Here is a 16517-nt window from a genome sequence, read left to right as displayed (position 1 = left end):
CTATGCCTTGCGTTTGTTGGCGGCCCTCAGCACCACGCAATCGAGCCGCCGGATGGCGTCAAGCTGCCAGCGCGCGGGCCGCTCGCCGATCATGGTGAAGAAGGCGTGAATGTCGGTGTAGGTGATGGGCGACATGCCCATGCCAGCCGGCCTGGTGTTGTTCAGCTCCATGAACCACTCCCAGAGCTGGAAGCCGGCCGGGGGCAACTCCGGTCCATCGAGCCCTTCCGGTCGTCGCCCGCTCTGGCGCGCGACCGATTCGAGGTTCTGCCTGACGGTCGAGCCATCAGGAAGGCGCTCGTCCAGCGCTACCTGATGCTCTGCATACGCAACGATGTCGGCCGTCAGACCTTCAAAAAATTTGCGGACTCGGCCGCGGCGGCGTAGACCTGAGCGCGCACTTCCGGGTTGACCGTGTACAGCAGGCGCGCGTTGTCCGGCGAGCAGGGTTCATCGAGCCCGCGCCAAGATACCGTGCGCAGCACAGCGCCGGCGATGGCCCGCGCTTCGTCGTCCTCGACCGCTTCCGGCCCGAGGCTTTCGCCCTTCTTGGCTGCCACGTAAGCACGTTCCCTGCGCTCGTTGATCTGCTTGCGGTTGGCGGCCTTGACCGTGTCCGAGTGGTCGCCTCGTACGGTGATGAAGACGCCCAGGCCGATGCCGTCCGAGTTCTTGACCTCGAACTCGTAGCCAATCTCGCTGGCTTGCACCAGGTTCAGGGATGCGATCGAGCGCGTCGTCGCCGCGGTGTTCTGTTCCATCGTCTGCTCCAAAAAGATGCGGGCCAGCACATGCCGGCCCGCGAATTTCCCATGGGTGGGAGCTCTGTCCCGCGGATGCCCGTCTTACGCGAGCGAGTCCTGCACCGAAATGGTGGTCTTCTCGTTGGCGGTGCCCGCGCCACCGGCGCCGTTGAGCAGCGCTTGGAACGGGAAGGTCTGGATCAGACCCTTCTCGCCGTCGTCCTTCGCCGCGCCGCCCAGCTTCACGCGCGACATGGTCAGCGCCAGGAAGTCGGCAGCGGCCGTGTTGCCGGTGGTCAGCGCCGCGGTGATGCCGATCTCCGTCTCGTTGACGAAGGCGTCGCGCAGCACCGCGTCCTGGAAGTAGGCGGTGAACTGGCCCGTGACCACGACGCGACCCGGGTACAGGTCAGGGAGCGTGTTCTGGCCGACCACAGGGTCGCCCGTCAGGTTGGCATTGATCGACGCGCTCATTCCCGTCACCAGGCCGACCGGCGCGCCGCCGGCGAGCAGCACGCCGTTGACAGCCGCCACCACGCCGGAAGTGGTCTCCGCCGCAGGCGCGGCGAAGTACGCCGCGGCGGCCGATACCATGTCCAGGCCCTGCACCTGCGCCGCCAGCGTGGCCATGCCGGTCGCCGGCAGGTTCAGGTCCATCTGGGCCAGCTTGCAGTCGGTGAAGCGCTCGGACTGGCTGATGTCCGAGAACCAGTGCTCGAAGGTGATGTACTTGTCGGTGTGCCCGGTGGTCGGGACGAACGTCTTCTTGCCCGGCACCGACACGGTGGCCGACGCGATCGGGCCCTCTGCGACCAGGGCGACACCGTTCAGCGGGATCACCGTCAGCGCGGTGGCCGTCAGGGACAGCACAAGCAGGTTCTTGTTTAGGTTCGCGGCGTTGAAGGTGCCGGCCGTCAGCCGCACGACATCCCCCGCCTTGATGCCGTCGGTCAGGTACGAGCCAGCGGCGCGCGTCACGGTGTAGGTCTGCACGCTGCCCAGCAAGGAGCCCAGGGCGATGGTGATGCTGGCGCCGGTGATGGCAGCCACCGCGGCGAAGTCGCGGCGCAGGATGGCGGCGATCAGGTCGGCATACGTACCCGGCGAGATTTCACCGTTGACCGTGCCGGCCACGCGGCGCACGCCGTGGCGGAAGTCGGCGATCTGCTGGTCGGAGCGGATCTCCTCGGACTGGTAGGTGTCCTTGTTCAGCGAGATGTCGGACGTGACGCGGCGCAGGATCTGGCCGCCGGTGGTTCCGGCCGCAATCCCCTGCCCCGTCTGCAGCTTGTACCGCAGCTGCTTGAACAACCCCTTGGCGATGGGCATTTTCTTGCTCCAAAAAGAAAAGCCCCGCGCAAGGCGAGGCGTTGAAGAGTCGGGCCGGCGTCAGGCGCTGGCGAAGTACTGGATGCTGATGGGCACCCGCCAGCGGTCGCCGTCGGCGTACCCGGCGGCAATGGCCGGCGTGCGCTGGATCACCACCTCGATGCCATCGGCAACCAGCGTGGTGCCGCGGCTGAACCATTCGCGGACGGCCTTGGCACGCGCGTCCGCCGCGCCCGGCCCGGCGCCCTGCGGGTACATCAGCGACACCTGGAACACGCCCACCTCGCGGTAGTAGTCGCCGAAGGCCGGGTTCTCGGGCGCACCGGGCAGCAGGTCCGCGCGCTGGTATGGGACGCCGAGGGCCGGGGTGAACTGGACGTTCTGCCAGGCGGTGGCCAGCGCCGGCGCCATGGCATTCAGGCGGGTCTCCAGCGCCTTGCGGACAGCGTCGTTGCTCATTTCTTCAGCGCTCCTACTGCGCGGGTCAGGTACTGGTCGAACTCGCCCAGCGTTATACGCACCATGCCGCCCGGCGCTTGGCTGGAATGCCCGTATTCGAGCGGGATGGCGTACGGCAGATGGTTGACCAGGTATGCCGTCTCGCCGATGTTCAGGCCCTGCAGGCCCGCGCGCGCCGCAGAGATGGCCGCGGCGCCGGACTTGTCCAGAAGCTCGCGCGTGCTCGGCGTCAGGGTGTACTGCACCTGCCAGTTCCCGCGGAAGCGGCCGGTGTCGACGGGCGACTTCATCACCAGGCTGGTCATCAGGTCCAGCGAGACCTTGCGCACGACCAGCTCCTGGTTGCCTTTGGCGCGCTCAACGAACGCGGCGAACTTGCGACGGAATTCGTCGTTGGTGGCCATCAATGTGCCCCTTTCACAACAAATCGACGACGGGTGCCGTTTGGAATAGTGGCAAGATTCGTCATTGCATCAACTTCAACAAGGAGAATCAGGTGGCGACCGCTTTCAAGATCAAGGGCAGAGTGGGCACGCTCAGCGTGCGGAATTCATCCGGCATTGGAGTCGAGGAGTTTCTTGATGTCGCTGAAGGGGCCAGCATTGACAACGCGACCTTCGACAACATCATCCACGTTGCCCCGCTAGCCCAGTTCAACACCGAATTGACGCAGCGCTTCAAGCTTTCCGCACCTCTGCCGGAAGATGCATTGAGAGATGCTCTCAATGCGCTTGCAAACACGCCAGCACGAGGTTCGGAGGAGCGCGTCGAAATCGTGAAGCGCTCTCGCCTCTGGAAGCACATTCAGGGCTTTGAGACCGGACTCTCCATTGCCAGTTCGCTGGCCGGGCTTGCACAGCCGCTTCTTGCATCGCTCTCTGCTTAAAGCCACCTATTTGCGAAGCTGCAGCTCGTACAGCACCGGCGTGCCGGCCGGATTGACCGCCTTAACGTTCTGCACCTGCCAGACCTCGGCGCCATCCACGAGCTGGTCGCCAGTGGCCGGCAGCGGCATGGCCGCCGGCGACAGCAGACACTGCTTGTCGCCCCCCTCGATCAGCGTGCTGGGAATCCAGGTCTGCCCGGCTCCCAGCGTCTCGTAGTCGAACAGCGCGCCGGTGCCTGGGTAATCGGTGACCGTCTCTGTCGCAGTGCCGCTGCCCGGGTCGTAGGCACCCTGCACCACGCGGCGCAGCGTCAGCGCCTTGCCGAACTCGCGCAGCAGCTCATCGGCCAGCGCGGCCATCTCGTCATAGAAGCTCATGCGTCCCACCATTCCGCTTTGCGCATGCGCTTCGACATGCCGTGCTCGAAGATCAGGCTGGTGCCATAGTCATGGCAGACCAGGCGGCCATCATAGAGGCCGTAGTTCGTGCGCTTGAAGTCGCACAGGAAGACCGGCATTTTCTCTGGGAAGTCGACTGCTGGAGTGGTCCGCGCCATCACCAGGACGCACCCGTTCGGGCTGATCCACCGGCACGGCGCGAACCACTTCTCGAAGTCGGTACCCTGCACGCGCTGCCAGGTCTCCCACTCGACGACGTTCTGGAAGCGGCCGGCGTCTTCCTCGACCTTGACCACACAATCTGGTAGCAGCCGGCTGGAGAAGACCGAACGGCTCATGCCGTATCCGATGCGGTCGCCGCACAGCAGGTTGAAGGCATCGCGGTGGATGAAGGTGTTGTCGCTCAAAGGTCGACCTCCAGCGCCACAGGCGGCATGCTCTGTCCGATTACCCACAGGGCAACCGAGGCACCAGCGTTCAGGGCCGCAAGCTCTTCGGCTGTCGGTTTCCAGTACGAAACCACAGCCGGCTGGCCAGCAACATCCCTGCGCGTAATCGGTAGCGCCGAGACGGGCAGTTCTCTCTGATTCCAGCCGGCGGGCGCGCCGAGTACGTCATTGTTGGACGGGTGCTGGATCTTGTTCATGCGCGGGTCAGCCTGATTTGACCGCTGCCGCCTGACACAAGGCCTCGCAGCAGGGAATCAACGTAGGGGTACTGCTTCTGCCCGCCGTTGCGCTCGTTCGGCGCGAACTTGCGGGTGATTGGCCCGACGGTCTGCTCGACCACCTGCTGCGGCGAGACGTCGGCGGAGATGTCACCGGCCAGCGCCTTCAGCGCCATCTCGCAGACGGCGTCCTTCACCCGGGCCGGGATCGTGGTGCCATCCAGCGGGTAGCCGTCCAACACGACGTCATAGCGGGGCCAGTCCAGCGCCTGCACCGCGGTTGCGCGCGTTCCGCGCCAGTCATAAGTCGCGTCGACGTAGCCCGTCGCGCGGACCAGCGCGCCTTCGCGCGCGGCTTCGGCGGCAGCGCCCCAGGCACTGCCAGGCCGCTTCGACCAGTAGGCGTCGGCTTCGGCCACCGACACGTAGCTGTCGGCCGTCGGGCTGCCAGGATTGGTGTCGATGGTCATGTGCCGTTACTCGGTTGGTTGGGTCGTGCCATCCAGCAGCGCCTGCAGGTCAGCCTTCAGCGCGGTGCTCTGGAACTGGATGCCTTTCTCGGTCAGGGCAGCTTTCAGCTCGTCGACGGTCAGGCCGTCCGACGGCTTCTTGTCCGCCGGCTTGACCAGTTCGCGCACGCGCGCCTTGTCGGCATCGGTGAACACGTCGCCGAAGTGCCGACGCATACCGTTCACCACGAAATCTGGATCGTTGTAGTCGTCGGGCAGCCGGCTCAGGGCTTCTTCGAGATCGGCACGCGTGGGCGATGGTTGCTCAACCTCGCGCTTTTCGCATTTGCGCCAACCCAGCGCCTCGTGGGCGGCAAAGGTGGTCGGATGCACTTCGAGGTACTCGCCGGCCAGTTCGACCGGAATCAGTTCGGACATGTGGATTCTCCAGTTCAGGAGCCAGGACCCGAAGGCCCCGGCTTTGCATCAGCCCAGCAGCAGGGCGATGTGCTCCGACTTGATCGCTTGCGTGCCCCAGGCCATGCAGATCTCGAACTTGACCTGGCGGTACTGGCGGTACACGCGCACCTCGAAGCTGAGGCCAGTCACCGGATCCGTGATCATCATGGCGTCGTCGGCCGAGTCACCACCCTCCGGCACAGCCGGCGCGCGGCAAGCCAGCACCAGAGCGTTGCGGCTGAAGGCGAAGTTGCCGGTGTAGCTGTTGCCGACGGTGAGGGCGTTGCCGGTCGGGATGACGATCTGCGCGCCAGGACGGTTAAGGCTGATGGTGCCCGGTGCAGCAACGCCGGTGCCGACGACGTACTTGTTGTTCGCGTCGGCCGCGAAAGTGACCACATCGCCCGCCAGCACCGTGCCGGTACCGGTCACCAGGGCGATGTCGCGCACGCCAACGGCAGTCGCGCCAGACGTCACGTAGCTCGCGCCGGTACCCTTGACGTGCTGCGCAATGCCGGCCGAGTAGCGCACGGCCATGTTCTGCAGCAGATCCGTCATGCCGTTGCGCAGCATGTCGCTCGAACCGGCCTCGTTCACCTTGAACAGCACCGACTGCTTGCCACGCAGGTTCGCGATCGACGCCGAGTTGAAGACGATCTGGCGACCGACGACGGGCGCGCCGTTGTCGTCCAGGATCCGCGCAACGCCGGCCAGGTCGGACAGGTCGCCAGCGGTGCCGAGCGGCGTGGTGCCGGCGGTACCGTAGGCGCGCGACGCGCCAAGCTTCGCGGCGATGGCAAGATCCACTTCCATCGCGTTGACGATCTTGCGCATGCCGTCGGCGAACTGGTCGGCGAGGATCTTGTTGTAGGTTCCGGTCGAGCCCACAGCTTTCTGCTCTTCGCCGTTCCAGCGGATCGGCGCGGCCTTGGACTTCGAGATCACGATGTCCGCGTAGCCAGGCGTGGTGTCACCGCTGTTCGCAGGCGTCGCACCCGGGGTGATGTCCTCGAGCGCACCGGCTTCTGCCAGCGGCACGCGCACGGTCTGGCCCACCGCGGCACGTTCGGCATTGCTGTCGCGGCTCACGGCGGGGATGAAACCCACCATTTCACGCGACACCACATTCAGCGCCTCGTACAGCGTCGGGATCAGCGGCGTCAGAACGTTGGCGCCGGCGATCATGCCACGCTGCGGCGGCCGCGTTACCGCGTCTTCCATCAGCTCGAACAGGCGGGACGCGACCTTGGCCACGGTCGCCACCGGGTACAGGGCGACGACGAACGACACCACCGCCAGCGCCATCAGGCGCAGCTTGGAGAAAGTGCTCTTCATGATTTGACCCTCAAAAAGGAAAAGGCCGCGATGTGCGGCCCGAGGATTGCTTGGCAGATTGCCTAGTCGGTGATCACCGTGTTTGCGTCCCGAGCAGCGGCAGCCTGATCCGACGGGCTGAGCTGCGTGAACTGCGCACGCGTGATCGTCTTCTTGCCACCGGTGCCACCACCGCCGCCTTGCGCACCGCCACCGGAAGCGCCCGATCCCTTCAGGATGTGCGCCTTGTGCGGATACGCGTCGACCATGATCTCGATCGCTTCCTCGGCATCGGCCAGTTCGCCGTGTCGCGTGCGCGAGTAGATCTTGCCGCCTGCTGCGTCGTAGGCCACGACCTTGCCATCCTCGACCTTGAACCGGTTGTGGAAGAGCGCTTGCGCGATCTCCACGCCGGCCGGGCCTTCAGCGGCAAATTTCTCGGCGATGAACTTGGAGCGCGAGAACGCGCCACCGACCAGGTGGGAGTTCAGCTGCGCCTCAAGGTCTTCGGCCTTCTTCACGACAGGGGCGTACTTCTCCTCCACCGACTTGATCGCCTCGGCCTTCACCTTTTCGACTTCGCCGGCATCCACCAGCTTCTTGTCGTCCAGGTTCTTCACCGTCGTCAGCGCCTTGATGGCCGCTGCCGGGTCGGTGATGCCTTCGAAGGTCTTCAGGGTAGCCTCGGCACTCTCTGCCCGCTCGCGGTGGCTCTTGGCCTCGCCGTTGAGACGGGAGATGGTCGCAACTGTGCTGTCGCCATCGAACGGCGCTTCTTTGCCGTCGGCGCCGATGAACACGGGCAGTTTCTTGCCGCTGACTTCCTGGAGAACGATGTTGCCGGCTTCGTCGTACTTGAATGGCATGGTGACTTTCCTTGGGGCATCCGCCCGCATGCTGGTGCGGCATCCGCCGCGATGCGCCCGGCGGCATCCACCGCGCTGGGCAAGAAAAAAGGCCTCGGGTTCAACCGAGGCCTCAAATGAAGCGGGCGCTTTTGCCAGCGCCCGGGTAGTTGGTCCTAGTAGAGAGGCACGACGCCTTCAGTGCACATGCAATTTGTAGCCCACCACGAGGGTGTAGCCACCTTCCAGTGGAAGCTCCTGCTTACCACCATCCACCACGTTAAAAAGCACTTGCTTCCGGATCTGCTTGACTATCGGACCGGTTGCCGTGCAGCCATCCATGGGATACGTTCCCTCGCCGGTGATCTCACCAATCGCTACATCCGCCAGTAATTTGGCGCTTCCTCGGTCGAAGGAAACCAGCTTCAGCGTTACGGTACGCCCGGCGAACAGTTGGACCGAGGACAAGCTCTCGCCACATGCCTTCGCAACACCCACTCGATCCGTGGAGCCGGCAGTCGAAGTTTGACCGACTCTGGGAACCATGGCCCAGCTGTAACCAGAAATGGGCGTGCCGTTCTTCCGAATCTCATAACCGCCCAGGAGATTCCGTACTTCGTCAGCTCTAGCAGTGTTGGCAGAGGCCAGCGCAGCCAAAGTCGCAATTGCAAGCTTTCCAACCGTGGATTTCATAGTGGCATGGCTCCTATTCAAGAAGCCACTATCGGCGCTATTGCTTAGAACCTTGAGCTACTCCCTACTTTGGTCGTACTTCGCTCGTAGCTGATCGAGCGTCAGCGGGTTGCCGCGCTGGTCCAGCAGCTGCTGCAGCGTGATCTTTCCCTCGCGCCACAGCGCCGCCCTGCCCTTGCCCAGCACCTCGTTCTGGAAGGCGGTGCTCTTGTCGGACAGGAAGTCAGCGAACGTCAGGTCAGCCGCGACCTGGCCGTCCATACTGGCGCGCGTGGTGGGCGTGAACTCGTCGGCATCCAGCCCCAATTCCCGGTACGTCTTCAGAATCGGGATCTCGGTGCTCCGGCAGCCCCAATGCCGGGGCACGCCGCCGTTGTAGGGCAGCTTCGTGCCGTTGATCGGCTTGTTCTCCAGGTTCCACGACGCGCCGGCGTAGGCGATGCAGGTATCGGTCGTGCGGCCGTCCAGCGTGCTGACCTGCTGTTTGCCCTTGACGATGTCGTCATTGGCCTGCCACGTCAGGTTGCGCGCCCGGGTGCTGACTGTCTGCACCGCGGTGCGCACCAGGGCATCCGCATTGCGGCGGCTCGTCTCGATCACGCCGGTCAGGCCCTTGCGCGTCGAGCCGCCGATGCGCTGCACGATGTTGGCGTTGGTCTCGCCAGCCGCCACGCCCAGCCGGATCTCGTTGGCGAACCGGAACGCGGTATCAGCGGCCTGCCGGTCCAGCCAGTCGCCCAGCGGCGCGCCTTGGAACAGGCCTGTGTCGACCAACGCTTTCAGCGTCGAGGTCGGCGCCAGCGCGCGCATCAGATCGACGCCGACGGTGCCGTTGGTGCTCGACAGCACCCACCTAGCTTCCTGCTGCGCCAGATCCTTCAGGTCGTCGAACAGGTTGCCCTGCAGCGACTCGTACCGGTCGATCACCAGATCGCGGACGTCGGACAGCAGCTGATTCAGCCGCGCCTTCTGATACTCGGTCAGCGGCCGCGCACCGATCTTCGCCTCGACGTCGTCGAGCAGCGATTCCATGACCGTCAGCACTAGGTTGGCCTCGTGCCCGAGCACCCGGTTCAGGTCCAGCTGACGCTCGACGGCGAGCGCGGCAAGGATGTCCGACAGGTTCTTCATGGCTTACGCGGTCATGGGCGCCCGGCCCGGGGTAGGCGTGCCAAGCCGGATCTGCTCGTCCTCCCACTTCAAGTCCGGACGGATCATTCCGCGGCGCTGCATTTCCTCGAACAGCGTCTCGTCGGACAGCGTGCCGGCCACGTTCATTTTCTGCAGCAGGTCGGCGGAGGCCTCGGCCAGCGTGGCGGCGCCGAAGTCCTTGAACACGGTGACGTGGCCGCCCTCGGCCTCGCCCACCCACTCGGCGGTGAACTGCAGCGCGGCGTCGATCGCGTCCTCGAGGTCACCGGCAATCCGCTGCAGCGCGCAGGCGCCCTGCTCGTTGTCGGCCAGCGTCTGCGACTCGGTGATGTTGCCCGGCTTGATGACCAGCAGCTCGGCGCCGGCCTGGCGCATCTGGTCTTCCAGATCCAGCAGCGACTTGCGGCCGGCCTCGATGGCCTGGCCGCCGTGCTCGACGAACTTCATGTCCGCGTCGCGGTCCTCGGCCTTCACCGCCGAGTTGGCGCCCACTGTGATCTCGACCTCGTTGCCCAGCAACTTGGCGAACAGGATCGGCACCCGAGCGACGTGCAGGATGGTCTGCTGGTCGCTCTTCGACTGCCAGTGCTCGACGTTCATGTGCGCCAGGTCCAGCAGCGGCGGCACGCCGATCATGAAGGCCTTGCGCTTGCCATAGACCGGGACGAACGGGATCACCTTCAGCGTGGTGGTGCCTTGCAGGTGCAGGATCCAATCGTCCTTGTCGGTGCTGCCCTCGTCCTTCCGGTACGTTGCCCAGGCGCCCGGCGTGAGCACCCGGACCTGCTCGACGTGCTTCTCGCCGAACTCGCCGTCATCCTCGGTGACCGTCTCCAGCAGACGAAGCTGCGTGAGCATGTCCACGCCGTTGACGCGCTTCGATCGCCAGCCGAGCAGATTGTCCAGCTTGACCTCGATCCAGTACGGGCGGACGCCGGCCGCCTGCTCGGCAGCTTGGGTGCGCAGCCCTTGGCCCTCGGTAGTCGGGAAGTCGACCAGGATGCCGCACAGCCCCGGGCCGAGCGCCTCCTCGCACAGGTTGGCGGCGAACGAATGCAGGTTCCGGCCCTGCAGGTCGATGTCCTCGCACCACTCCTGAATCCGGGTCGGCACGTCGTCACCCAGCGTCAGCGGCTTGGAGAACGGCTTGCCGGCGAGCACTTCCACTGTCCGGCTGTACGCCGGGAACAGCGTGGCGACGGCCAGGCGCGCCTCGTAGCTCTTCTGCTCCTCGTTCGGCCACTGCGGCAGATAATCCTTGCCGGCAGCCCGCATGGCACCCGTGCCGCCCAGCAGCGCCCGGATCAGCGGCAGCGACATCTTCATCGCCGCGACGGCCGTGGACTCCTTTCGAACTTCTTTTGCCATGGTGTGGTCGGGTTATGCGCGCAGGGAGGTCACCTTCGCCGTGCGCTTGACGATCGGCCAGAGCTTGACCAACGGGTAGCCGCCGGCGTCGTTCACGTGGTCGTGGCCGGTCGACTTGTCCGGCTCGCCGTTCTTGTCGTAGGGCTGCTGCTCCAGCGCCTCCGTGTAGACCGGGCACAGGCGCGTATTCACCTTGAACCGGCGCTCGCCCTGGTCATTCAGGATCAGGGCATTCACCGAGTTGAGCCTGTCCTTGACGGCCGGGTTGGTCGGGTTGACCTCGATCTGGAAGCCCGCGCCCTTCAGAATCGACAGATCTGACTCGGAAGCATTCTTGCTGCTCGTGTTCTGGCCGCTGGCGTCCGGGTAGACCTTCACATGGTGGCCCTTGTCCTTGAACCGCTCTTTCAGCAGCTTCGCCATGGCGGGCGTGTCCCGCACGTCGGTCAGTTCACCCACCGCGCGCGGCTCGCCCTTCCGTACCACGTAGACCACGGCCGCCATCTTCAACACGTTGAAGTCCATGCCGACGTGCAGAGGCTCGCCTGGCTCCATCGCCTCGTCGGTGTGGTTCAACCGGCGGTCGAAGTTCGGATAGACCGAGCCGCTGGTCAGGTTCACGAACAGGCCGCGCAGGTACGCCGCGATCAGCTGAGGCGGGTAGCTCGCGCGCAGCGAGTCGATGTAGTCATCCGGGAGGTTCTTGGCGTTCTGGTACGTGCTGGCCTGCACCAGGCCGTATAAGCTGGCCAGCTCCGGCTTCTCCCGCACCGCCTTGACGAACTGCTCGTAGACGAACTTGAAGCCCTCCGGCGTCGTCGTGACGTCGATGCCGTTCAGCAGGCCGGGCGCCACCTGGCGCATCCGCGCGATGATCTTGCGCCAAGCCGTCTGCGCCTCGATCTTGCGCATGACGTCGAGCTCGTCGACCAGCGCTTTGCCGATCTTGAAGCCGACGATCTTGCCCGGGTCGTCCATCGACCGGCAGATGATGGTCGTGCGGTACTGGCGGCCGCTGTAAATGTGCACCTCGCGGTTGGAGGTGTTCACCTTTGCGATCAGGCCCCAGTCGGAAGCCACTTCCTCGATCGTCGGGTAGAAGATGTCCCGAATCTGGCCATAGGTCGGCGCGAAGTAGCCGGCATTGATGCGCGGGAACTCCCAGGCGTGCTGACACAGGCCAGACGAGCCCACCCAGGTCTTGCCAGAGCCAAAGCCGGCGACGAACGCCTTGAACTTGTGCGGCAGGGCCAGGAACTGCGCCTGGGGCGTATTCAGGGACGGCATCAGGTCTCCTCGCCTGGCTCCGGGCGACTGGCATCCTTCACCTCCACCACCACCCGCACCGGCTGCGGCGCCTCGTCGGCGTCCTTCGGATCGGGATCGCGGCGCCACAGCGCCGGCTGGCGGTTGCGCAGCCAGACTTCGCCGGCGCGCACGTCCGGCGGGTAGATCTTCTCGACCTTCACCTTCCGGACTTTCCCGCCCACCACCAGGACCTGCACGTCAGGATGGCGGAAGCCACGGGCCCGCTCGTACATCCCGGCGGCAACCTCGGCGTCGGCCATGACCTTCCCGCGTGTAAGAGACTGACAAAACTCGGGGTAGTCGATCTTCCACCGGTTGATCGTCCGCTCCGTGACCTCGAAGAACTTGGCCAGATCCTTGTCCGTCCAGCCCATCAGGCAGAGCTTGCGGGCCTGCTCGGCGAACTCAGGTTTGTAGGTGGATGGCCGTGCCATAGGGAAAGTCCGCAGGAGGCGGCGCCAAGGCATCGACTCCGGTGCATGAATGTTGGGGTGCTGCTGCCCACCGCCTAAAAAGACCTGCGTTGCCGCGCCGCAGGAAGGAGACCGGCTTGTCACCGCGTCAGCAGCTGCCGGTGTTTTGCCCCACCGCCGGCCGGGGGTGGCTCGACTGCTCGAGACCGAAAAGAAAAAAGCCCGCGAGGCGTTTGCCAAGCGGGCTTCTGTTGACGATCTAGATTTCAACCCAGATCCATAAATCCTATCGCCTGATCAGAGAGAGGCTGCTGTTTCAAGCGTTCCAATACCCGCCCGGCAAGCTCCTGAAAGATAGCAGCGCGCATCGCGGCAGCGAAACTCTGATTGGTCGGAATAGTGCGATGGACCTCGCCCACCTTCCGCCAACCGCAACCGCCCTGATCGTCGACGTACACCCTCAGCAGAGGGTCTTTTTCCAGCTCACCACTAATGCCCTGTACACGGAACTCGATGGCGCCAATAAGGTGCTGGGAGCCAAATTGATCCTTGTAGAAGACATGCCGTGTGTTGCCTACAAGCCGGACATGATGGGCATCGACGGTCAGTGAATATTGCTCGCCGTCGATTGCTTCAGCAGATACGGTCGATGAGCGGCCCTCTGCGTCGCTCTTGAATATGCCGCGTTCCAGCAGGCAGTCGATGAGCATGGAAGCGCAATTGTCGATCTGCCGACCAATCTCCATGTAGCTTGTGATTGCCTGACTTTCCATTGAAATCTCCTTGGCTGTAATGGCGGATAAATCATGCCAAGGATCGCGGAAATGACAAGGCCCCCTGTAGAGGGGGCCTTGGGCGCTATTGCTGCGAGTCTGGGAGAAATCTATACCGCTTGTTTCAAAAACGCAAGTCCTTTTCTACCGCCATCCCTTACGCTGCAACGGATTCCGCCGAATCGCACGCTGTACGGTCCGGCACCAACCCGTGGGCCACGAACGACGGCTCCAACCGCTCCAGCGCCAGGTTCTCCAGCGCGCGGAAATTCGCCTCCATCCACTTCGCCGCGCGGAACACCCGCGTCTGGTCGGCCTTGTGCTTGTCGGCCAGCGCCCGGAACGTCAGATCCCTGCGCAGCTGCTTCGGCAGGTAGTGCCGGGCCGTCAGGTCCAGCAGCAGCGTGCCGGCGGTGATGCCGCACGACCGGCGCGCATACAGCGCCAGGCGCTTGCAGCCGGCCAGCTTCTCCTGCCCGTGACCGTAGCGCGCCAGCACCGCGGCGTACTCTGGGCTCGGCAGCCTGGTCTTGGCCGCGTCGGTGATCATGGCGTACTGGGCCCGGTATTCGTCCATGGTCAGCCGGTCGGGATCGAACTCCCCCGCCGGCCCGCGCAGCTCGGCCAGCCACTTCTCCTGCGCGGCCGTCGGCTCGTCGATCGCCTCCAGCAGCTGGATCAGCATGTTGCGGAACGGCGCCTTCTGCCGCGGCGGCAGCGACAGCACCAGGTAGGACACGTGCAGGGCGTGCGAGACGTCTGCGAACATCGGCTTATCCATGGGCCACCTCCGGGACTTCTTCGCCGTAGTGGCTCGCCACCTTCGCGCGCATGGCAGCGACCAGTACCGTCGCGCCAGCACCGCGCCCGACCGGTCGAACGTTGAGCGCTTCCTGAATTTCGTTCCGCGGCGGCAGCGTGCGAGTGGATGCCGAGACCGTGGCGCGCCAGTGTCCGTAGACCTTCCAGCCGTTGTTCGGGCCACCGTTGTAGTGGACCGCACCGGGCGGATTCAGGAAGATTTCATCGCGCTCGATGATCGGCCCGCCCGCTGCCCAGTCGCTCGAGTAGCGCGGGCATTCCTTCACGCTGCCATAGCTGCCCTGCTGCATCCAGTAGCGGCCGGTGTCAGGATCCGGTGCCAGATGCTCTGGGGCTTGCCGTTCGCCCTCCGCAATCGCCACCCAGAGATCCAGCAATGCGCCTTCCAATTCAGATACCTTCATTTCACTTCTCCCCGTCATTGAAACTTTGGCAGCGCCGGCCGTGCTGGCGCCGCTTGCCGCCCGGCAGCAGCTTGGTGCAGACAGTGTGCGTGGTGCCCATCAGGCGGGCCGACTTCTCCCAGCGGCAGCCCTTGCAGCTGCGGGCCTCGGTCTGCTCATAGACCACCGCCGGGTCGCGGAACATGTAGGCTGGGAGCGTCATGCGGCCTCCCAGCGTAGCTTTCCCTGCAGCGGATGGGTGTCGACGCGGGGCCGGCTCGGACAATCCCAACTGCCGCCGGCCGACTCTCCGACCACGCGCCACCCTGCAGCTCGGAGCGAAGCCCCACCCTCCTCCTGCAGCGTGTAGGTGATCAGCTTTCGGAAGCCCAGCGCCCGCGCCGCTCGCCATGCTGCGGCGTAAAGCATCGAGCATGCATTTCGGTGTCCGTCGGTGCAAAGCCTGTTCACCTCCAGCGTCCACCCGTCATCCAGGGCTCGGGCTACTGGCCGGCCCACTTGCGCCACTCCCACCACGAGCCCGCCAGCCGCCACCGCGACGCAGAACTTGCAGCCGACGGGCGGCCGATGGTGGCGGTGGTGCTGGCGCACGAATGCATTGGCCTCCGCGAAGCTGATCGGTACGATTCGCAGCGTCATACCGGAAACCCATCGTGCTGCATGCCGTCGAGCAGACGGCCGGCGGCCCTCTTGCCGGCCCGGTGAACCATGGCCCATCCGTCTGAAGCGGCAGCGCCTGCCGGGTATGCACCAGCATCGAAACCGCCCGCAGCGACGCGGCCGTCGTGCGCCACCGCAGCCGTCTCAAAGCGGCCGGCGCCGAAGTCGCCCGCACCGGGCGCCCACTCCCCGTGCTGCTTAAACAAGAACGGCACGCCGGCCGCGGCGCACTGGTCGCGCAGGCTGCGGGCCCAGTCCGGGTGCATCGGCCGCGCGCCTGGGCCGCTCTCGCCGCCGACGATCACCCAGTCGATTCCGCCGAGCGCGCGCTGGCCCATCACCCTTACCGCGTCCGAGCGTCGGCTGACATTCGAGAATTCCACCGGCCCGAGCAGCGGCTCCATGCTCAGGAACCGCACGCGCGCCGGCACCGCCAGCAGCTTCGGAATGTCGCGGTCGGCCTCGGCCTGGTTGACGATAGTCGCGCCGATCCAGACGTTGGGCAGGTAGTTGTCCGCCCATCCCTCGCGCTGGATCGTGAGCGCGCGCATTGCCTGCTCCAGCATCCCAGCGGCATTGCCGATCCGCTTGGTCAGCAGAAGCCAGTCCAGATTGGGCGTGTCCATGATCAAGCGCAGCAGGTCGTATCGCCATTGGACGCTGACCGCGTTGTCGAACACGTCCGCCAGCGACGCGCAGAACACGCGTTGCCTGCGGCCATGCTCTGCAAAGAAGGCGTCATGGTTTGAGTTCCAGGCCAGCGGCTTGCGCCAGTTGGCAGCGCTTGTCCGGCGCCGCGGCGCGCCCGGGCCCCAGTTGACGGCCACGCCGCCACCGAAGCGGGCATTCCGCGTCTCGGCGTAGCAGTGGTCGCAGCCGGGCCCGACCTTCTGGCAGCCCTCCCACGGATTGAAGGTGTGGTCCGTCCACTCGATCTTGCTGTTCGCGCTCATGCGTGCACCCCGTCAAATGAAACTCCGAACTCGTTGGCCGCGTGCGCCTGGACCTTGGCCAGGTACTCGCTGAACTCCCCCACCGTGAACTCCGACGTCGACTTGCGCCGGCTGTGCAGCTTCCCGTCGGGCAGCCGCATTTCCTCGCGCGGGGCGAACAGCTCGGCCAGGTGCTCGTGCCAGGCCGCCGGGCTGAACTGCTGGCCGTCGACCCACGCCTGCTCGCCGATGTCGCGCAGCACCACGCCGAAGTAGAAGGCGTTCTGCTCACGCGTGCGCCGGCGCTCGTCGGCCGTGACGATGATGCGCAGCGGCTGGCCCTTGTCGGCGCACGCCTTGGCGTTGGCCTTGACGAACGAGACGATGAAGGGCCAGATGCCCGGGCTCTTCAGCGTGAACTCCTTGTAGAGCGCTGCCATGC

25 protein-coding genes are annotated in these 16517 nt (G+C 65.2%); 1 reads left to right on the top strand and 24 read right to left on the bottom strand.

Features of this window, described 5'->3' with window-relative positions:
* From ACEI37_RS17275 to ACEI37_RS17255, 5 genes are all read right to left on the bottom strand, one after another.
* Positions 1-171, bottom strand: a complete 171-nt coding sequence (locus tag ACEI37_RS17275; protein ID WP_373379909.1) for a hypothetical protein — start codon at positions 169-171, stop codon at positions 1-3.
* 173 nt (positions 172-344) lie between these two features.
* Entirely contained in the window at positions 345-761 is a 417-nt protein-coding gene (locus tag ACEI37_RS17270) for a hypothetical protein (protein WP_373379908.1), read from the bottom strand.
* Positions 762-845: 84 nt separating this feature from the next.
* A complete protein-coding gene (locus ACEI37_RS17265; RefSeq protein WP_373379907.1) occupies positions 846-2072 on the bottom strand; it encodes a phage tail tube protein in 1227 nt (408 codons plus the stop codon).
* Positions 2073-2132: 60 nt separating this feature from the next.
* Positions 2133-2531 carry a DUF4128 domain-containing protein gene (locus tag ACEI37_RS17260; RefSeq protein WP_373379906.1) on the bottom strand — a complete coding sequence of 133 codons (399 nt, stop codon included), beginning with the start codon at positions 2529-2531 and terminating at the stop codon, positions 2133-2135.
* Positions 2528-2935 (bottom strand): HK97 gp10 family phage protein, encoded by a 408-nt coding sequence (locus tag ACEI37_RS17255; protein ID WP_373379905.1) that lies wholly within the window; start codon positions 2933-2935, stop codon positions 2528-2530. Before ACEI37_RS17255 ends, ACEI37_RS17260 begins: the two co-directional genes overlap by 4 nt.
* A gap of 92 nt (positions 2936-3027) precedes the next feature.
* On the opposite strand from ACEI37_RS17255, the gene ACEI37_RS17250 reads away from it, so the two are divergent.
* Positions 3028-3417: a hypothetical protein gene (locus ACEI37_RS17250; RefSeq protein WP_373379904.1), complete on the top strand. Its 390-nt coding sequence runs from the start codon at positions 3028-3030 to the stop codon at positions 3415-3417.
* Between the two features lie 6 nt (positions 3418-3423).
* Here the strand turns inward: ACEI37_RS17250 and ACEI37_RS17245 are convergent, their stop codons facing one another.
* The 19 genes from ACEI37_RS17245 to ACEI37_RS17155 all read right to left on the bottom strand — a co-directional run bounded on the left by ACEI37_RS17245 (position 3424) and on the right by ACEI37_RS17155 (position 16515).
* Positions 3424-3795, bottom strand: coding sequence for a hypothetical protein (locus ACEI37_RS17245; protein ID WP_373379903.1), 372 nt, complete (start codon positions 3793-3795; stop codon positions 3424-3426).
* Positions 3792-4223 carry a hypothetical protein gene (locus ACEI37_RS17240; protein ID WP_373379902.1) on the bottom strand — a complete coding sequence of 144 codons (432 nt, stop codon included), beginning with the start codon at positions 4221-4223 and terminating at the stop codon, positions 3792-3794. The genes ACEI37_RS17245 and ACEI37_RS17240 overlap by 4 nt, the downstream gene beginning before the upstream one ends.
* Positions 4220-4462: a hypothetical protein gene (locus tag ACEI37_RS17235; protein ID WP_373379901.1), complete on the bottom strand. Its 243-nt coding sequence runs from the start codon at positions 4460-4462 to the stop codon at positions 4220-4222. The genes ACEI37_RS17240 and ACEI37_RS17235 overlap by 4 nt, the downstream gene beginning before the upstream one ends.
* The gene (locus ACEI37_RS17230) at positions 4459-4953 is read right to left on the bottom strand and encodes a DnaT-like ssDNA-binding protein (RefSeq protein ID WP_373379900.1); all 495 of its coding nucleotides are present in this window, start codon (positions 4951-4953) and stop codon (positions 4459-4461) included. Before ACEI37_RS17230 ends, ACEI37_RS17235 begins: the two co-directional genes overlap by 4 nt.
* 6 nt (positions 4954-4959) lie before the next feature.
* Complete coding sequence (locus ACEI37_RS17225; protein WP_373379899.1) at positions 4960-5370, bottom strand: HeH/LEM domain-containing protein; 411 nt, start codon at positions 5368-5370, stop codon at positions 4960-4962.
* 48 nt (positions 5371-5418) lie between these two features.
* A complete protein-coding gene (locus ACEI37_RS17220; protein ID WP_373379898.1) occupies positions 5419-6726 on the bottom strand; it encodes a P22 coat - protein 5 family protein in 1308 nt (435 codons plus the stop codon).
* 62 nt (positions 6727-6788) lie between these two features.
* On the bottom strand, positions 6789-7571 hold the full coding sequence (locus tag ACEI37_RS17215; RefSeq protein WP_373379897.1) for a DUF6651 domain-containing protein: 783 nt from the start codon (positions 7569-7571) through the stop codon (positions 6789-6791).
* A gap of 177 nt (positions 7572-7748) precedes the next feature.
* The gene (locus ACEI37_RS17210) at positions 7749-8243 is read right to left on the bottom strand and encodes a hypothetical protein (protein ID WP_373379896.1); all 495 of its coding nucleotides are present in this window, start codon (positions 8241-8243) and stop codon (positions 7749-7751) included.
* A gap of 57 nt (positions 8244-8300) precedes the next feature.
* Positions 8301-9374, bottom strand: a complete 1074-nt coding sequence (locus ACEI37_RS17205) for a hypothetical protein (RefSeq protein ID WP_373379895.1) — start codon at positions 9372-9374, stop codon at positions 8301-8303.
* A 3-nt stretch (positions 9375-9377) separates the two neighbouring features.
* Positions 9378-10763, bottom strand: a complete 1386-nt coding sequence (locus ACEI37_RS17200; protein WP_373379894.1) for a DUF4055 domain-containing protein — start codon at positions 10761-10763, stop codon at positions 9378-9380.
* A 12-nt stretch (positions 10764-10775) separates the two neighbouring features.
* Positions 10776-12050, bottom strand: coding sequence for a terminase large subunit domain-containing protein (locus ACEI37_RS17195; RefSeq protein WP_373379893.1), 1275 nt, complete (start codon positions 12048-12050; stop codon positions 10776-10778).
* Positions 12050-12505: a terminase gene (locus ACEI37_RS17190; RefSeq protein ID WP_373379892.1), complete on the bottom strand. Its 456-nt coding sequence runs from the start codon at positions 12503-12505 to the stop codon at positions 12050-12052. Before ACEI37_RS17190 ends, ACEI37_RS17195 begins: the two co-directional genes overlap by 1 nt.
* A 245-nt stretch (positions 12506-12750) precedes the next feature.
* On the bottom strand, positions 12751-13257 hold the full coding sequence (locus ACEI37_RS17185; RefSeq protein ID WP_373379891.1) for a hypothetical protein: 507 nt from the start codon (positions 13255-13257) through the stop codon (positions 12751-12753).
* A gap of 157 nt (positions 13258-13414) precedes the next feature.
* A complete protein-coding gene (locus ACEI37_RS17180) occupies positions 13415-14026 on the bottom strand; it encodes a hypothetical protein (RefSeq protein WP_373379890.1) in 612 nt (203 codons plus the stop codon).
* A 4-nt stretch (positions 14027-14030) separates the two neighbouring features.
* Complete coding sequence (locus ACEI37_RS17175; protein ID WP_373379889.1) at positions 14031-14483, bottom strand: phage protein NinX family protein; 453 nt, start codon at positions 14481-14483, stop codon at positions 14031-14033.
* Between the two features lies 1 nt (position 14484).
* Positions 14485-14685: a hypothetical protein gene (locus ACEI37_RS17170; RefSeq protein ID WP_373379888.1), complete on the bottom strand. Its 201-nt coding sequence runs from the start codon at positions 14683-14685 to the stop codon at positions 14485-14487.
* On the bottom strand, positions 14682-15122 hold the full coding sequence (locus tag ACEI37_RS17165; RefSeq protein WP_373379887.1) for an XF1762 family protein: 441 nt from the start codon (positions 15120-15122) through the stop codon (positions 14682-14684). The genes ACEI37_RS17170 and ACEI37_RS17165 overlap by 4 nt, the downstream gene beginning before the upstream one ends.
* Entirely contained in the window at positions 15119-16096 is a 978-nt protein-coding gene (locus tag ACEI37_RS17160; protein ID WP_373379886.1) for a phage Gp37/Gp68 family protein, read from the bottom strand. The genes ACEI37_RS17165 and ACEI37_RS17160 overlap by 4 nt, the downstream gene beginning before the upstream one ends.
* Positions 16093-16515, bottom strand: a complete 423-nt coding sequence (locus tag ACEI37_RS17155; protein ID WP_373379885.1) for a recombination protein NinB — start codon at positions 16513-16515, stop codon at positions 16093-16095. The genes ACEI37_RS17160 and ACEI37_RS17155 overlap by 4 nt, the downstream gene beginning before the upstream one ends.
* Positions 16516-16517 lie beyond the last annotated feature (2 nt).

It is taken from the genome of Cupriavidus nantongensis, from assembly GCF_041726985.1.
In the GTDB taxonomy this organism is placed as follows: Bacteria; Pseudomonadota; Gammaproteobacteria; order Burkholderiales; family Burkholderiaceae; genus Cupriavidus; species Cupriavidus nantongensis_A.
Note: the sequence above shows the minus strand (reverse complement) of the source record. Positions and strands in the feature narration are given on the sequence as shown.

What these genes read in the sequence shown, in the direction of transcription:
- ACEI37_RS17175 (WP_373379889.1), bottom strand. Translation starts at nt 14,483, where the DNA reads ATGAAGGTATCTGAATTGGAAGGCGCATTGCTGGATCTCTGGGTGGCG.
- ACEI37_RS17220 (WP_373379898.1), bottom strand. Translation starts at nt 6,726, where the DNA reads ATGAAGAGCACTTTCTCCAAGCTGCGCCTGATGGCGCTGGCGGTGGTG.
- ACEI37_RS17160 (WP_373379886.1), bottom strand. Translation starts at nt 16,096, where the DNA reads ATGAGCGCGAACAGCAAGATCGAGTGGACGGACCACACCTTCAATCCG.
- ACEI37_RS17180 (WP_373379890.1), bottom strand. Translation starts at nt 14,026, where the DNA reads ATGTTCGCAGACGTCTCGCACGCCCTGCACGTGTCCTACCTGGTGCTG.
- ACEI37_RS17270 (WP_373379908.1), bottom strand. Translation starts at nt 761, where the DNA reads ATGGAACAGAACACCGCGGCGACGACGCGCTCGATCGCATCCCTGAAC.
- ACEI37_RS17195 (WP_373379893.1), bottom strand. Translation starts at nt 12,050, where the DNA reads ATGCCGTCCCTGAATACGCCCCAGGCGCAGTTCCTGGCCCTGCCGCAC.
- ACEI37_RS17215 (WP_373379897.1), bottom strand. Translation starts at nt 7,571, where the DNA reads ATGCCATTCAAGTACGACGAAGCCGGCAACATCGTTCTCCAGGAAGTC.
- ACEI37_RS17275 (WP_373379909.1), bottom strand. Translation starts at nt 171, where the DNA reads ATGGAGCTGAACAACACCAGGCCGGCTGGCATGGGCATGTCGCCCATC.
- ACEI37_RS17210 (WP_373379896.1), bottom strand. Translation starts at nt 8,243, where the DNA reads ATGAAATCCACGGTTGGAAAGCTTGCAATTGCGACTTTGGCTGCGCTG.
- ACEI37_RS17230 (WP_373379900.1), bottom strand. Translation starts at nt 4,953, where the DNA reads ATGACCATCGACACCAATCCTGGCAGCCCGACGGCCGACAGCTACGTG.
- ACEI37_RS17185 (WP_373379891.1), bottom strand. Translation starts at nt 13,257, where the DNA reads ATGGAAAGTCAGGCAATCACAAGCTACATGGAGATTGGTCGGCAGATC.
- ACEI37_RS17155 (WP_373379885.1), bottom strand. Translation starts at nt 16,515, where the DNA reads ATGGCAGCGCTCTACAAGGAGTTCACGCTGAAGAGCCCGGGCATCTGG.
- ACEI37_RS17265 (WP_373379907.1), bottom strand. Translation starts at nt 2,072, where the DNA reads ATGCCCATCGCCAAGGGGTTGTTCAAGCAGCTGCGGTACAAGCTGCAG.
- ACEI37_RS17205 (WP_373379895.1), bottom strand. Translation starts at nt 9,374, where the DNA reads ATGAAGAACCTGTCGGACATCCTTGCCGCGCTCGCCGTCGAGCGTCAG.
- ACEI37_RS17225 (WP_373379899.1), bottom strand. Translation starts at nt 5,370, where the DNA reads ATGTCCGAACTGATTCCGGTCGAACTGGCCGGCGAGTACCTCGAAGTG.
- ACEI37_RS17170 (WP_373379888.1), bottom strand. Translation starts at nt 14,685, where the DNA reads ATGACGCTCCCAGCCTACATGTTCCGCGACCCGGCGGTGGTCTATGAG.
- ACEI37_RS17245 (WP_373379903.1), bottom strand. Translation starts at nt 3,795, where the DNA reads ATGAGCTTCTATGACGAGATGGCCGCGCTGGCCGATGAGCTGCTGCGC.
- ACEI37_RS17260 (WP_373379906.1), bottom strand. Translation starts at nt 2,531, where the DNA reads ATGAGCAACGACGCTGTCCGCAAGGCGCTGGAGACCCGCCTGAATGCC.
- ACEI37_RS17165 (WP_373379887.1), bottom strand. Translation starts at nt 15,122, where the DNA reads ATGACGCTGCGAATCGTACCGATCAGCTTCGCGGAGGCCAATGCATTC.
- ACEI37_RS17200 (WP_373379894.1), bottom strand. Translation starts at nt 10,763, where the DNA reads ATGGCAAAAGAAGTTCGAAAGGAGTCCACGGCCGTCGCGGCGATGAAG.
- ACEI37_RS17235 (WP_373379901.1), bottom strand. Translation starts at nt 4,462, where the DNA reads ATGAACAAGATCCAGCACCCGTCCAACAATGACGTACTCGGCGCGCCC.
- ACEI37_RS17190 (WP_373379892.1), bottom strand. Translation starts at nt 12,505, where the DNA reads ATGGCACGGCCATCCACCTACAAACCTGAGTTCGCCGAGCAGGCCCGC.
- ACEI37_RS17255 (WP_373379905.1), bottom strand. Translation starts at nt 2,935, where the DNA reads ATGGCCACCAACGACGAATTCCGTCGCAAGTTCGCCGCGTTCGTTGAG.